The sequence below is a fragment of the Xanthobacter autotrophicus genome (assembly GCF_029991245.1).
In the GTDB taxonomy this organism is placed as follows: domain Bacteria; phylum Pseudomonadota; class Alphaproteobacteria; order Rhizobiales; family Xanthobacteraceae; genus Xanthobacter; species Xanthobacter autotrophicus_C.
Genome location: NZ_JAIVFO010000116.1, coordinates 1 through 14,798, shown reverse-complemented (window position 1 = coordinate 14,798; position 14,798 = coordinate 1). Strand labels below are relative to the sequence as shown.

12 protein-coding genes are annotated in these 14,798 nt (G+C 69.2%); 9 read left to right on the top strand and 3 right to left on the bottom strand.

The genetic code is table 11. From position 1 onward, the window contains the following. Positions 1-125 precede the first annotated feature (125 nt). Together K9U41_RS17190 and K9U41_RS17185 are read left to right on the top strand one after the other, a co-directional pair. Positions 126-644, top strand: a complete 519-nt coding sequence (locus K9U41_RS17190) for a DoxX family protein (RefSeq protein ID WP_282642100.1) — start codon at positions 126-128, stop codon at positions 642-644. 38 nt (positions 645-682) lie between these two features. Further along, positions 683-2,326 (top strand): MFS transporter, encoded by a 1,644-nt coding sequence (locus K9U41_RS17185; protein WP_282642101.1) that lies wholly within the window; start codon positions 683-685, stop codon positions 2,324-2,326. 86 nt (positions 2,327-2,412) lie between these two features. Here the strand turns inward: K9U41_RS17185 and K9U41_RS17180 are convergent, their stop codons facing one another. Continuing rightward, entirely contained in the window at positions 2,413-3,756 is a 1,344-nt protein-coding gene (locus K9U41_RS17180) for an ABC transporter ATP-binding protein (RefSeq protein ID WP_282642099.1), read from the bottom strand. A gap of 11 nt (positions 3,757-3,767) precedes the next feature. Next, on the bottom strand, positions 3,768-5,516 hold the full coding sequence (locus tag K9U41_RS17175) for an ABC transporter permease (RefSeq protein WP_282642098.1): 1,749 nt from the start codon (positions 5,514-5,516) through the stop codon (positions 3,768-3,770). 866 nt (positions 5,517-6,382) lie between these two features. On the opposite strand from K9U41_RS17175, the gene K9U41_RS17170 reads away from it, so the two are divergent. Continuing rightward, the gene (locus tag K9U41_RS17170; RefSeq protein ID WP_282642097.1) at positions 6,383-7,777 is read left to right on the top strand and encodes a cytochrome ubiquinol oxidase subunit I; all 1,395 of its coding nucleotides are present in this window, start codon (positions 6,383-6,385) and stop codon (positions 7,775-7,777) included. A 55-nt stretch (positions 7,778-7,832) separates the two neighbouring features. After that, positions 7,833-8,837, top strand: a complete 1,005-nt coding sequence (gene cydB / locus K9U41_RS17165) for a cytochrome d ubiquinol oxidase subunit II (RefSeq protein ID WP_282642096.1) — start codon at positions 7,833-7,835, stop codon at positions 8,835-8,837. Between the two features lie 30 nt (positions 8,838-8,867). On the opposite strand, the gene K9U41_RS17160 is transcribed toward cydB, so the two are convergent. Beyond that, complete coding sequence (locus tag K9U41_RS17160) at positions 8,868-9,611, bottom strand: ribonuclease HII (protein ID WP_282642095.1); 744 nt, start codon at positions 9,609-9,611, stop codon at positions 8,868-8,870. A 215-nt stretch (positions 9,612-9,826) separates the two neighbouring features. Here K9U41_RS17160 and ypfJ point away from each other — a divergent pair, with 215 nt between their 5' ends. The 5 genes from ypfJ to K9U41_RS17135 all read left to right on the top strand — a co-directional run bounded on the left by ypfJ (position 9,827) and on the right by K9U41_RS17135 (position 14,753). Further along, the gene (gene ypfJ, locus K9U41_RS17155) at positions 9,827-10,717 is read left to right on the top strand and encodes a KPN_02809 family neutral zinc metallopeptidase (RefSeq protein WP_282642094.1); all 891 of its coding nucleotides are present in this window, start codon (positions 9,827-9,829) and stop codon (positions 10,715-10,717) included. Between the two features lie 509 nt (positions 10,718-11,226). Next, positions 11,227-11,508: an acyl carrier protein gene (locus K9U41_RS17150; protein ID WP_282642093.1), complete on the top strand. Its 282-nt coding sequence runs from the start codon at positions 11,227-11,229 to the stop codon at positions 11,506-11,508. A gap of 9 nt (positions 11,509-11,517) precedes the next feature. Next, positions 11,518-11,991, top strand: a complete 474-nt coding sequence (locus K9U41_RS17145) for a 3-hydroxyacyl-ACP dehydratase FabZ family protein (protein ID WP_282642092.1) — start codon at positions 11,518-11,520, stop codon at positions 11,989-11,991. Beyond that, the gene (locus tag K9U41_RS17140) at positions 11,984-13,177 is read left to right on the top strand and encodes a beta-ketoacyl-ACP synthase (RefSeq protein WP_282642091.1); all 1,194 of its coding nucleotides are present in this window, start codon (positions 11,984-11,986) and stop codon (positions 13,175-13,177) included. The genes K9U41_RS17145 and K9U41_RS17140 overlap by 8 nt, the downstream gene beginning before the upstream one ends. Before the next feature lie 292 nt (positions 13,178-13,469). After that, complete coding sequence (locus K9U41_RS17135; RefSeq protein ID WP_282642090.1) at positions 13,470-14,753, top strand: beta-ketoacyl-ACP synthase; 1,284 nt, start codon at positions 13,470-13,472, stop codon at positions 14,751-14,753. Positions 14,754-14,798 lie beyond the last annotated feature (45 nt).

The window sequence follows — 14,798 nt, the reverse complement described above, 5'->3', positions numbered from 1 at the left end:
GCACCAGCCCCCACCCTGCCCTCCCCCGCACGCGGGTGAGGGTTCCCCGTTGGACCCGGCCGCGACGTTAGATGTTCGAACTTGCACCCCTCGCCCCGCCCCAAACCTTCGGAACCACGCCAGCCATGGCTGAAAGCGCAAGCAACGCTCCCCTCACCGCCCTCGCCCGGCGCCTGATATCACCGGCACCGGTGCGGTTTCTCGCGCTGCTGGCCCTGTGCGGGGCCTACATCCAGGGCGGCCTCGCCAAGGCGCTGGACTTCAAAGGCGCCCTGGCGGAGATGGCCCATTTCGGGCTCACCCCGCAGGCGCCCTTCGCCGTGGCCGTGATCGTGCTGGAGCTGGGCGCCTCGGCCCTGATCCTCAGCGGCCGGCTGCGCTGGCTGGGAGCGCTGGGGCTGGCGGGCTTCACGGTGCTGGCCGCTTTCCTCGCCAACCGCTTCTGGGCCATGGCGCCCCCCGAGAGCACCATGGCCGCCAATGCCTTCTTCGAGCATCTGGGCCTTGCCGGCGCCTTCGTGCTGGTGGCGTGGCACGATCTCAACCACGGCGCCTCGAACGGGGGGCACCCAAGCGCGAGCGGACGCCCAAGTCCGCCGCCGGCATACCCCACGCTGCACTCGCTCGACAGGAGGGAGCTGTGAACGACACCCCCCACGCCGCCGCCTCACCGCCTCCGGCTGTGCCCGCCTCACCGCCTCCGGCCGCGCCTGCCGCCCCGCCTCCCGCAGCCGGCGGCGCCTTCGCGCCGCTGCGGCGGCCGGTGTTCGCCGTGCTGTGGGGCGCCACGGTGCTCGGCAATACCGGCAGCTTCATGCGCGACGTGGCCAGCGCCTGGATCGTCACCGACCTGTCCGCCTCCCCGGCGGCGGTGGGCCTGGTGCAGGCCGCCGCCATGCTGCCGGTGTTCCTGCTCGCCATTCCTGCCGGCGTGCTCTCCGACATCCTCGACCGCCGCCGCTTCCTCATCGGCATCCAGCTCGGCCTCGGGGCGGTAAGCGTGGCGCTGATGCTGCTGTCCATGAGCGGGCTCATGACCGTGTCGTCGCTGGTGGCGCTCACCTTCCTCGGCGGCGTGGGCGCGGCGCTGATGGCGCCCACCTGGCAATCCATCGTGCCCGAACTGGTGCCGCGTCCCGAACTGAAGAGCGCGGTGGCGCTCAACTCGCTGGGCATCAACATCGCCCGCTCCATCGGCCCGGCGGTGGGCGGCCTGCTGCTCGCCTCCTTCGGCGCGGCGGTGACCTATGGCGCGGACGTGGCCAGCTACGTGCTCGTCATCGCCGCCTTGTGGTGGTGGCGCCGGGATGCCGGCGCGCAGGATGAATTGTCCGAGCGCTTCACCGGCGCCTTCCGTGCCGGCCTGCGCTATGCCCGCGCCAGCCGCGAGTTGCACGTGGTGCTGCTGCGCGCGGTGTTCTTCTTCTTCTTCGCCAGCGCGGTGTGGGCGCTGCTGCCGCTGGTGGCGCGGGAGCTGCTGAAGGGCGACGCCGCCTATTACGGGGTGCTGCTGGGCTCGGTGGGGGCCGGCGCCATCGCCGGCGCCCTGCTGCTGCCGCGCCTGCGGGCGTTTGCCACCGCCGACGGGCTGGTGCTGGGTGCCGCCTTCGTCACCGCCGCCGCCACCGCGAGCCTTGCCTTCGCGCCGCCGCGCTGGCTCGCCCTGGTGGTGCTGCTGGCCATGGGCGGGGCGTGGATCATCGCGCTGACCACCCTCAACGCCACCGCCCAGTCGATCCTGCCCAACTGGGTGCGCGGGCGGGCGCTGGCGGTCTATCTCACCGCCTTCAACGGCGCCATGGCCTGCGGCAGCATCACCTGGGGCCTGGTGGCGCAGCAGATCGGGCTGGCGGCGGCGCTCGTCGTGGCGGGCGCCGGCCTTGCCGTGGCCGGGCTCATCCTCCACCGGGTGAAGCTGCCGGCGGGCGAGGCGGATCTCACCCCCGCCATGCACTGGCCCGAACCCCTGCTCGCCGCCCCCGTGGAGAATGACCGCGGGCCGGTGCTTATCCTCATCGAATACCGCATCGCGCCGGACGACCGCCCGGCCTTCCTCGATGCCCTCTGCCGCCTCTCCGCCGCCCGGCGGCGGGACGGCGCCTATAATTGGGGCGTCACCGAGGATGCCGCCGACCCGTCGCTCATGGTGGAGTGGTTCATGGTGGAATCGTGGGCCGAGCACCTGCGCCAGCATCGCCGGGTCTCCCATGCGGATGCCGACGTGCAGGCCGGCGTGCTGACATTCCACCGGGGCGAGGCCCCGCCCCGCGCCCGCCACCTCATCGGCGTGGAGGCCCCGGCCCGCAGGCCGGGCGGGCATCCCTGAGCGCCCGGCCGGAGGCCGGGTCTTCGACCAATGTGGAGCGGGCGCCGCGCAGGCGCCCCGCGGCCTGAGACCAATGGCCGTTGGTTTCAGGTCGGGTTTTCCAGGTTGAACTGGCGGGTGTGCTCGTCATAGCCGAACACTTCGCCGTAGCGCCCCCAGGTGATGAGGGCGCGCAGCGTCTTCTCGGCAAAGTCTTCGGACATGTAGTCCTCCAGCTCTTCGGAAAAGCGCATGAACGGCGCCTTGTGGCTGGGCCGCTCGTCCAGCACCCGGCGGATGAGGCCCGCCAGCGGCACGTAGGCCAGAAGGTGCTCCGCGAACAGGCGCTTGCGCGCATCCACGTCCAGATCCACAAACCGCCGGCCGGCCTCCGTGAGGGTGACGTCGCCCTCCTCCAGCTCGGCGAAACGCATCAGTTGCAGGGTCTCGACGATGGGGAACAGCTCGTCCACCTCCATCTGCAGGGTGGCGGCGAGATCCGGCAGGTCGGCCTTTCCGGCATAGGGCGGCGCGGCCAGCGCCTCCATGAGGCCGGAAATGAGGTTGGTGGAGATGTGGGGCAGCGCCATGCCGATGCCGCTGCCGGGGAAGGCGCCCTCGTCCTTGCGCTCCTCCTTCTCCGCCGGGGTGCGCTGGGTCATGCGGCCATAGATGTCGTCCACGATGGCGCGGAACACGGGGTCGAGCCGCGAGCGCGGGTGCGGCAGCTCGATCCGGATCTCCGCCGCCACCCGGCCGGGATTGGAGGAGAAAATGAGGATGCGGTCGCACATCAGCACCGCCTCCTCGATGTTGTGGGTGACCATGAGGATGGACTTGATGGGCAGGCGGCCCTCGATCCACAGGTCGATGAGGTCAGTGCGCAAGGTCTCGGCGGTGAGCACATCCAGCGCCGAGAACGGCTCATCCATCAGCATCAGGCGCGGATGCACCACCAGGGCGCGGGCAAAGCCCACGCGCTGGCGCATGCCGCCGGACAATTCCTTGGGATAGGCGCTCTCGAAGCCGTCGAGGCCGATCAGGTCGATGGCCTCGATGGCGCGTCGCCGCCGCTCGGCCGCGGGCACGCCGATGGCCTCCAGCCCCACCTCCACATTCTCCAGCACCGTGAGCCAGGGAAACAGGGCGAAGCTCTGGAACACCATGGACAGGCCCTCGCACGGGCCGGTCACGGGCTTGCCGCACCAGTCCACGCGGCCCGAGGTGGGCTTCACGAGGCCGGAAATGATGCGCAGCAGCGTGGACTTGCCCGAGCCCGAGCGGCCGAGCAGGCCCACGATCTCGCCCTCGCGGATGGTGAGGGCAACGTCGTCCAGCACCACCAGGTCGGCATTGTCGCCCTTGGCGTAGACCTGCCGCACGCCCGAGGCGCTGACGAGGGTCGCGAACTCGGTCTCGGAGCGCGGCGGGGCGCGATCGATCACGGCCATTCTATCCTCCTTCAGTCGAGGCGCAGGCGGCGGCCGGCGAACGTGAACATGGGGCGCCACAGCAGGCGGTTGAAAAAGATGACGAAGATGGACATCACCGCGACGCCGAGCACGATGCGCGGATAGTCGCCGGCGGCCGTGGCGTCGGCGATATAGGCGCCCACCCCGTGGGCCCGGAGCGTGGTATCGCCCCAGCTCGCCACCTCGGCGACGATGGAGGCGTTCCACGAGCCGCCGCTCGCGGTGATGGCGCCGGTGACGTAATAGGGAAAGATCCCCGGCAGCATCACCTTGCGCCACCAGTTGAAGCCGCGGATGCGGAAGGTGGCGGCGGCCTCCTTGAGGTCGTTGGGGAAGGCGCTCGCCCCGGCCACCACGTTGAACAGGATGTACCACTGGGTGCCGAGCACCATCAGCGGCGACAGCCAGATGTCCGGGTCCAGCCCCAGCCGCACGATGGCCACCACGGCGAAGGGAAACACGATGTTGGCCGGGAAGGCGGCGAGGAACTGGGCCAGCGGCTGCACCCGCTGGGCCCAGCGCGGCCGCAGCCCGATCCACACCCCGATGGGCACCCAGATCAAGGTTGCCAGCGCGATCAGCACGATCACCCGCAGCATGGTGAGGACGCCGAGGCCGAACACCTGGGTCACCTCGGGCAGGGTCAGTTCGGTGGCGACGAACGCGACGATGACATAAAGCGCGTAGCCGGCCACGGCGAACACCAGCGCCAGCCAGATCCCCTCCGCCCAGCGGCTCGCCCAGGCGCCCGCCACGGCGCGGCGGGTGTCCTGCGACACCGGCGCGGAGAAGGCGAGCCGCTGGCGCGGCACCGCCGCCAGCATGGCGCCCAAAGGCTGGAGCACGCGCTGGAACAGATAAGTGCGGCGGGCGGCGGACAACAGCCAGGAGCGCGGCGCCGGCCCGCCGGCGGAGGTCTCCACCCGGAACTTGTCGGCCCACGCCACCAGAGGGCGGAACAGCAGCTGGTCATAGAGCAGGATCACCGCCAGCATGGCGAGCACCGCCCAGCCCACGGCGGCGAGATTCTGCTCCTTGATGGCGAGCGCCACATAGGAGCCGACGCCCGGCAGGGTGATGGTGGTATCGCCCACCGAGATGGCCTCGGAGGCCACCACGAAGAACCAGCCCCCCGACATGGACATCATGGTGTTCCACACCAGGCCCGGCATGGAGAACGGCACCTCCAGCCGCCAGAAGCGCTGCCAGCCGGTGAGGCGGAAGCTGCGGGTGGCCTCGTCGAGGTCGCGCGGCACCGTCTTCAGTGACTGGTAGAAGCTGAAGGTCATGTTCCAGGCCTGGCTGGTGAAGATGGCGAAGATGGCCGCCAGCTCCACCCCCAGCACCCGGCCGGGGAACAGGGACATGAACCCCACCACGGTGAAGGAGAGGAAGCCCAGCACCGGCACCGACTGGAGGATGTCCAGCATGGGCACCAGCACCATCTCCGCCCGCCGGCTCTTGGCCGCCAGCGCGCCGTAGGCGAAGGTGAAGACCAGCGAGGCCACGATGGCTGCCAGCATGCGCATGGTGGTGCGCAGCGCATACTCCGGCAGCATGGCCGGATCGAGCGAGACCGGCGCAAGGTCCAGCGCCGCCAGCGGCGCCAGCGTCTCCTTGCCGCCATGGACCATGAGAATGAGCCCGCCGAACAGCAGGCCAAAGGCCAGCGCGTCCCAGAGGTTCGGCGCAAACGCGCGCCGGCGGCCCGCTTCCAGGGCCGGGTGATGCAGCGTCATGAGGAAGGATCCGATTCGGCGTGAGGGATCGGCCGGCCGAAGCACAGGACGAACCGCCCGGAGCGGCCCGGGCGAGAATGGCATGCTCAACGCATTGCGATCGAAGCGCCCTTCATCCGGGCCCGTTGGGGCGTTGCCGGTTGAAAACGCGTTCGACCACGGCCACACGGCGCCGCGCGCGGCGGCGTCAGCGCCGACTTCGGTCCAGCCCGACAGCGCTCGTCCGGCAGGTGCGATGCCTGCGGAACAAGGGCTTGCGGAACAGGGGCTTGTGCAAAGGATGTGTGCGGAAAGGAAGCGTCCGCATGGGTTCACCTTTCATCCCGGAGCCGGCCGGCGGCGGGAGGACGAACCGGACGCGAAGTGTCAGGTCCGTGCCGCCGCGAGCTGGCTCAAGCTAGATCGACTGGAACTGTCCATCAGAGGTAACGACTTTCGATTGACCGGCACGGGGGCCGCCGCGCCGCCTATCGCGCCGGGAAACCGCGGGGTCAAGGCCTTTCTGCACTGCGGCAACACGCCTGCGCGAGGCGCCGCAAGGGCAGCGGCCGCCCCCCCGGCACCGGTTCGAGATCCCCCTCCCTGCGGCAACGCGGCACCAACCATGTGGTGCACGGGTCGACTTCCCGTATCGACGCCGTCCCGGTCCGCGGATATCGTCCATGCGTTTTCTGGGAAATGCTTCTCCAGGCTGGAGCGTCACACCGGCGGGAGAAGCAGAAGGCCGGCCTGGGCGCCGTCCAGACCGGGGATCCAATCGGCGGTGAGGGCCAAACCCCTGGAGGGTCAGACCCTGCCCCGTCCCGGCGGACCCGAGCGGACGATGCCAGCGGCTCAAACCGGGCGGACGACAAGGAGCGGACCCGATGGATTTCGATCCGGTGACCCTCGCACGCATTCAGTTCGCTTTCACGGTCTCCTTCCACATCATCTTCCCCGCCTTCACCATCGGGCTGTCCGCCTTCATCGCGACGCTGGAGCTGCTCTGGCTGAAGACCGGGCGCGACGTGTATCACCGCCTCGCGCGGTTCTGGACCAAGATCTTCGCCGTGTCCTTCGCCATGGGCGTGGTGTCCGGCATCGTTTTGTCCTACCAGTTCGGCACCAACTGGAGCCGCTACGCGGAATTCGTCGGCTCGGTGGTGGCGCCGCTCATCGGCTTCGAGGTGCTCACCGCCTTCTTCCTGGAGGCCACCTTCCTCGGCATCATGCTGTTCGGCTGGAACCGGGTGCCGCCGTGGCTGCATGTGCTGTCGTGCTGCGTGGTGGCATTCGGCACCTTCATGTCGGCCTTCTGGATCCTTGCCGCCAACAGCTGGATGCAGACCCCCGCGGGCTTCGAGCTGCGCGACGGCCTTGCCTATCCGCTGGACTGGCTGAAGATCATCTTCAACCCGAGCTTCCACTGGCGCCTGCCGCACATGCTGCTCGCGGCCTACCTCACCACCTCGCTGGTGGTGCTGTCGGTGGGTGCGCGCTACCTCCTCGCCGGCAAGTTCCCCGAGGAATCCCGGGTGATGATGGTCATGGGCATCGGCATGCTGGCCATCGTCGGGCCGGTCCAGGCCTTCGTCGGCGACAGCCACGGCCTCAACACCGCCCACTACCAGCCGGCCAAGATCGCCGCCATCGAGGCCCATTGGGACAGCAAGGAGCCGGCCCCGCTCGTGCTGTTCGCCTGGCCCGACGAGAAGGCGGAGAAGAACCTCTACGAAATCTCCATCCCGCGCGGTGCCTCGCTGATGATCACCCACAGCCTGGACGGCCTGTTCCCGGGGCTGAAGGACTTCGCCCCGCAGGACCGCCCGCCGGTGCTCGGCCCCTTCTTCGGCTTCCGCGCCATGGTGGGCGTGGGGGTGGTGATGATCCTGCTGGGCTGGATCGGCGCCTGGCTGATCTACCGGGATGAAGAGACCATCACCCGCTGGTACCTGCGCATCTGCTCGTGGGCGTGGCCCTTGGGCTTCATCGCCATCCTGTCGGGCTGGGTGGTCACCGAGCAGGGCCGCCAGCCCTGGGTGGTGGACGGCCTGCTGCGCACCGAGGACGCCATGTCGCCCCTCGCGGGGTGGACCGTGGCGCTGACGCTGGTGCTGTTCCTGATCGTCTACGGCATCATCTTCGCCGCCGGCATCTACTTCATGAACCGCCTCATCACGCGCGGTCCCGGCGGCACGCTGATCGAGCCGCCCAGCACCGAACGGCCCAGCAGGCCGTTGGCCGCCGCCCACGGCGAAGGCCAGATGACGCCGGGCAGCTGAGCCCGGCGCCGGAACACGCTCATCCCTTCAACCGACGCGTGAGAGGATCCAAGCCATGGAATGGTATCTCCCCGTCATCTGGGGCGTCATCATCGGCGTCGCGGTCATCATGTATGTGGTGCTCGACGGCTTCGACCTCGGCATAGGCATCCTCTTTCCGTTCGCGAAGGAGGAGCGCGAGCGCGACACCATGATGAACACGGTGGCGCCGTTCTGGGACGGCAACGAGACCTGGCTCATCCTCGGCGGCGGCGGCCTGTGGGTCGCCTTCCCCAAGGCCTATGCGGTGGTGATGCCGGCGCTCTACCTGCCCGTCATCATCATGCTGCTCGCCCTCGTGTTCCGCGGCGTCGCCTTCGAGTTCCGCTGGGTGGCCATGGGCAGCCGGCGCTGGTGGAATGCCGCCTTCGCCGGCGGATCGCTGGTGGCGGCCTTCTCCCAGGGGGTGATTCTCGGCGGGCTGGTGCAGGGCATCACGGTGAAGAACGGCGCCTTCGCCGGCGGCCCGCTGGACTGGGCGACGCCGTTCGCCGCCTTGTGCGGCATCGGCGTGGTGCTGGGCTATGCGCTGCTCGGCGCCACCTGGCTGCTCATCAAGACCGACGGGGTGGTGGCCGAGCGGGCCCGCGCCCACGCCATCCCCCTGCTGCTGGCGGTGATGGCCATGATGGCGGTGGTGAGCCTGTGGACCCCGATCGCCTTCGACCGCATCGCCACCCGCTGGTTCTCGCGGCCCAACATCTTCTTCCTCGCGCCGGTGCCCATCGTCACCGTGCTGGTCGCCCTGGCGGTGCTGCACTGGCTGAAGTCCGGACGGGAGATGCTGCCGTTCTTCGGCACGGTGGGGCTGTTCGTGCTCGGCTTTCTGGGCCTTGCCATCTCCACCTTCCCCTATCTGGTGCCCCCGAGCCTCACCGTGTGGCAGACCGCCGCCGCCGCGCCGAGCCAGATCCTGATGCTGTTCGGCGTCATCTTCCTGCTGCCGGTGGTGCTGGGCTACATGGCGTTCGTGTACTGGATCTTCCGCGGCAAGGTGCGCGAGGGCGAGGGGTATCACTGAGGGTTTGAACTGAGGGCGTTTGTGCCGCCCTCAGTCCGCCTCTTCCAGTTCCCCTGCCACCGGAAACAGGGTGAGCTGCTGCTCGCGCACCGGGGCGAACGACCGGCGGTGGTGCAGGCAGGGGCCGTGGGCCTTCAGCGCCGTGCCGTGCTCCCTTGTGCCATAGCCCATGTGGCGCTCGAACCCGTAGGCGGGAAAGGCCGCGCCGACGCCCGCCATCAGCCGGTCCCGCACCACCTTGGCCACGATGGAGGCCGCGGCGATGGAGGCGATGAGCCCGTCGCCCCCCACCACCGCCTCGACCTCGCAGGCAACCTCGGGCGGATCATTGCCATCCACCAGAAGGAACGCCGGCCGGCACGGCAGGCCCCGCACCGCGTTCGCGAGCGCCCAGAGCGTTGCCTGGCGGATGTTGTCGCGGTCGATGCGCGCCGGCGGGGCGAGGGAAACGGCAATCTCGGCAGTGGCGCAGATCTCCAGGTAGAGCGCCTCGCGCTTCGCCCGCGTCAGCCGCTTCGAATCATCAAGCCCCTGCGGCACCCGCGCCGGATCAAGGACCACTGCCGCCGCCACGACGGGACCTGCGAGCGGGCCGCGGCCCACCTCGTCGGCGCCGGCCACCGGGGCGATCCCCTTGGCGTGGAGCGCGCGCTCGCGGGAGAAGTCGAGGCCCACCCAACCGGGGGTGACGGCCTTCGGCGGACGTCCGCGCGGCCTTGAGGGCGCAGAACCGGAATCGGTGAACTGAGGCGGGGTTTTCGGGCGCGACGCCATGGGGGAAGGAAACCCTGATCTGACCGTGACCAGACCGCCCCGAGCGAGTCGCGGCCCGTGGGTCTTGATAGCATGGAACCCCGGGACGGGCTGGGCATTGCTCCCGTCAGCATGTAAACCCATGTACAAGAACGCGTCCAAGGCGGCCCTCGGCGGTGTGGACGTGACCTGAGCGTGATTTGGCCAAGGCCGGGATCCTGTGCGGGAGGCGCGCGATGCGTTGGGACGATTTCCGCTCCAGCGATAATGTGGAAGACCGGCGAGGCGGTGGAGGCTTCCAGATGCCCGGCGGCCGGGGCGGCCTCGGCATCGGCACCATCATCATCGTTGGCATTGTCGGCTGGGCGCTGGGCATCAATCCGGCCGTGCTCATCGGCGGGCTGGAGGCCATCAACGGCATGGGCGGCGGCAGGGCCCCGCAGCAGCAGGCGGCGCCGAGCACCACCCCGCAGGGCGCGCCCAAGGACGAACTCGGCCGATTCGCAGCCGCCGTACTCGCCCAGACCGAGGACGTGTGGACCGAGCTGTTCCGCGCCGAAGGCAAGACCTATCAGGATCCCAAGCTGGTGCTGTTCTCCGGCGCCACGCGCTCGGCCTGCGGCGGCGCGCAGTCGGCCATGGGGCCGTTCTATTGCCCGCTCGACCAGAAGGTCTATCTCGACCTCTCCTTTTTCCAGGAGATGAAGACCCGCTTCAGGGCGCCGGGCGACTTCGCCGCCGCCTATGTCATCGCTCACGAGGTGGGCCACCATGTGGAAAACCTCATCGGCATCCTGCCCAAGGTGCAGCAGGCGCAGGCCCGCGCCTCTTCGAAGGCGGAGGCGAACAACCTGTCCGTCCGCGTGGAATTGATGGCCGACTGCCTGGCAGGGGTGTGGGCCTACCATGCCAATGCCCGCTTCCGCATTCTGGAGCAGGGCGACGTGGAAGAGGCGCTGAACGCCGCCAGCGCCATCGGCGACGATCGGCTGCAGAAGCAGTCGCAGGGCTATGCGGTACCCGACAGTTTCACCCACGGCTCGTCGCAGCAGCGGGTGAGCTGGTTTACTCGCGGCCTGAAGGGCGGCTCCATGCAGCAGTGCAATACCTTCTCCGGCCCGATCTGAGCCCGACTCCGCCTGATTCCTCCGTCACGCGAATCGGCGCCGACTGTGGTGGCGCAAGCCCTCGCCGCCACGCGCCTTGCCACTGCGCACAGCATGTTCGGCGCCAATGGGGTGGAGGCGGGGGCCGGGCCTCGTGCTCGAACGGGCGCACACGGCGCGAGGGCCCGGCAAGGCTCGGCGCCGTCACACCAGCGCTCTTTGCCGCTCTGTTTGCCGCGCGCGTCGCGGCTCTTTCTTCCCGCGCGTCTTCCCGCTCTTGCCTCCTGCGGCCAAGCATGCGAAGGACGGCCAATCGCACGGCGCCGCCGCGGAGGAACCCCTTCGCGCGGGCCGTTCGGCGTCGGCCATTGAAACCTCTTGCAGCCTTCGCTATAGGGGCCGACAACTCATTCCGAAGGGGCCATGCGGCCAGCCCTCGGCCCTGAACGCAGACCTTGCATGATGCCCAAGGGCGTGATGCGGGGGCCGGCGGTGAGCAGAGCAGCCGAGCACACGAGAGGCGTCAGTCCATGTCTTCGACGTTCGACACGGTGGCCAGTATCATCGCGGAAACCTGCGATATTCCGCGGGACACCATCACGCCGGACAGCCACGCCATCGACGATCTGGGCATCGACAGCCTCGACTTCCTGGACATCGCCTTCGCCATCGACAAGGCGTTCGGCATCAAGCTGCCGCTGGAGCAGTGGACCCAGGAAGTCAACGACGGCAAGGCCACCACCGAGCAGTATTTCGTGCTCAAGAACCTGTGCGCCCGCATCGACGAGTTGGTCGCTGCGAAGGTCGCGTGAGGCGCCTAGATGCGTCCTGAAGTCTTCAAGATGATCGACCGGGTCGTCTCCATCGACCCGTCGCTTCAGAAGATCCACTGCCAGGGCCTGGTGCCGGAAGAGAGCTCCATCTTCGAGGGGCACTTTCCCGGCTATCCCATCATGCCCGGCGTGCTGCTCATCGAGGCCATGGCCCAGACCACCGGCTGGCTGGTGCTTGCCCGCAACCGCTTCAACAAGATGCCCTTCCTCGCCACCGTCAAGGAAGCGAAGCTGCGCACCTTCGTGCTGCCGGGGCAGAATCTCGACCTCTACTCCGAAATCCTCCACGAGGGCTCGGGCTTCGTCGTGGCGAAGACCCAGGCCATGCTCGAAGGCAAGCCCATCTGCTCCGCCGAGCTCACCTTCCGCGTGCTCCCCTGGCCGGAAGGCAAGATGAAGCCCGTGGTGATGAAGGTGGCCGAGCACGTCTCCTTCCCCCTTGCGGACTTTACCGATGCCTGATGCGAACGCTGGCCGGCGCCGGATCCACCGCGACGTGTGGATCACCGGCATCGGCCTCGTCTCCTCCCTCGGGGAGGGGCTGGATGCCCATTGGGAAGCGCTCGCCACCGGCGCCGCGCCTTTGACCGACGCGACCACCTACGCGCCCTATGTGGTCCACCCGCTCGTCAAGGTGAACTTCGATACCCAGATCCCCAAGAAGGGCGACCAGCGGCAGATGGAGCCCTGGCAGCGCATCGGCACCTATGCGGCCGGCCTTGCCCTCGACGCGGCGGGGATCGCCAGGAATACCGAGATCCTGTCGAAGACCGACATGATCGTCGCGGCTGGCGGCGGCGAGCGCGATTTCGCCGTCGACGCCTCCATCCTCAATGAGCTGTCCACGTCCAACGATGCCGGCCGGCTGCTCAACGAGCGCCTGCTGTCGGACCTGCGGCCCACCCTGTCGCTGGCCCAGCTCTCCAATCTTTTGGCCGGCAACATCTCCATCGTGCACGGCGTCACCGGCTCCTCGCGCACCTTCATGGGCGAGGAGAGCGCCGGCGTGGATGCGACCCGCGTCGCCTATTCGCGCATTGCCGCCGGGCAGAGCGAGATCGCCCTGGTGGGCGGCGCCTACAATGCCGAGCGCGAGGACACGCTGCTCCTCAACGACCTCGACAATTTCTGCCTGAAGGGCGACCTCAAGCCGGTGTTCGCTGCGCCGGGCATCGCCTCCGGCTCCATGGGCGCATTCTTGGTGCTCGAATCGCCGGAGCACGCCACGGCGCGCGGCGCCAGGCCCATCGCCAGGCTGTCCGGCGTGTGGTCGGAGCGGGCGAAGCGCGCGGTGGAAGGCGCCGTCGCCGAGAAGGTGACCGCGCTTCTGGCCACCGCCGGAACGCCGGCCGGCACCGCAATCATCTCCGGCGCCACCGGCGCCCATGACGCCACCGAAGCCGAGCGCGCGGCGCTGGCCGCCTCCGGCCTGCCGGTGCGCGCGGTGGCGAACCGCATGGGCCACGGCTTCGAGGCGCAGTTCATCGCCGGCCTGGCGCTGGCCGCCCTCGCCGTGTCGAAGGGCGCGCTGTTCCCTCCGCACGCCGGTGATCCGCTGGAGCAGGCGGGCGACGCCGCCGAGCGCATCGTGGTGACGCAGGTGGGCCACTGGCGCGGCGAAGGCGCGGGGCTGGTGGAGAAGGCGTGAGGCCCGGCCGGGGCACCCGTTGCTCCAAGGGTTTTGCGGCGCACTCGACCGGTGCTGGCATCGTCATCACCCGCCTGCCCGGCGGATCCAGGCCGCCAGACGGCGGCGGGAACGGTGCACGTTCAAACCGCGGGACGGGACAAGGCGCCGACGCATTGTCCTTTCCGCCGCCTTCGGCTTATTTTCCGGACCCGCCGGCACGGACGCTCGCACAGCAGCAACTCGCGCGAGGCCGGGGGACACCATGGACGGCGCCTGGGGCGGGCGCGCTTCACTTGAAGGAGCCGCGAACATGACGCAGGCGCATCTGGACACGTTCGGCCGCCCCATCGTGGTGGTGACGGGCATCGGCATCGTCACCTCCCTGGGCCAGGGCAAGGAAGACAACTGGCGCCGGCTCACCGCCGGCGAATCGGGCATCCACACCATCACGCGCTTCCCCATCGAGGGCATGCGCACCACCATCGCCGGCACGGTGGATTTCCTGTTCGACGGCCGCGTCGCCGCCCCGAACCTGTCCGAGAAGCTGGCGACGCTGGCGGCGGAAGAGGCCATCGCCGAGGCCGCCATCGGCTCAGACGGGGATTTTCCCGGCCCGCTGTTCGCGGCGGTGCCGCCCGTGGAGCTGGAATGGCCCGAGCGGCGGCAGCTCGCCGATGCGGTGGGTCATTATCCCATCGTCTATCATGACCTGCTGGGCGCGGCGGCCTCCGGCAAGTTCCGCCCCTGGCACGAGCGCTTCCTGTTCGGCTCGGTGGCGGACCGGCTCGCCGACCGCTTCGGCACCCGCGGCCAGCCCATCTCGCTGTCCACCGCCTGCGCGTCGGGGGCGACCGCCATCCAGCTTGGCGTCGAGGCCATCCGCCGCGGCGAGACCGATGTGGCGCTGTCCCTCGGCACCGACGGCTCGGTGCACCCGGAAGCGCTCATCCGCTTCTCCCTGCTTTCGGCGCTGACCACCGCCAACGACAATCCCGAAGGCGCCGCCCGCCCCTTCGCCAAGAATCGCGACGGCTTCGTCATGGCCGAGGGCGCCGCCGCTTTGGTGCTGGAGAGCTATGAGCATGCGGTGGCGCGCGGGGCGAAGATCCTCGGCGTGCTGGAAGGCTGCGGCGAGATGGCGGACAATTTCCACCGCACCCGCTCCAGCCCCGACGGCCGCCCCATCATCGGCTGCATGACCAATGCCTTCGCCGACGCGGGCGTGACCCCCGACGACGTGGACTACATCAACGCCCACGGCACCTCGACGCCGGAAAACGACCGCATGGAATATGTGGGCATGAAGGCCGTGTTCGGCGAGGAGAAGCTGGCGCAGACCCCCATCTCGTCCAACAAGTCCATGATCGGCCATACCCTGACGGCGGCGGGCGCCATCGAGGCGGCGGTGTCGCTGCTCACCATCGCCAACGGCCGCATCCCGCCGACCATCAACTACAATATCCCGGACCCGGCCATTCCCCTCGACGTGGTGCCCAACGTGGCGCGCGACGCCAAGGTGCGGCGGGTGATCTCCAACTCCTTCGGCTTCGGCGGGCAGAATGTCTGCCTGGTGCTGGCGGGGGAGCCGGCGTGAGGGCGCAACGCACGGGTGGCTCCCTCTCCCGCTTGCGGGGGAGGG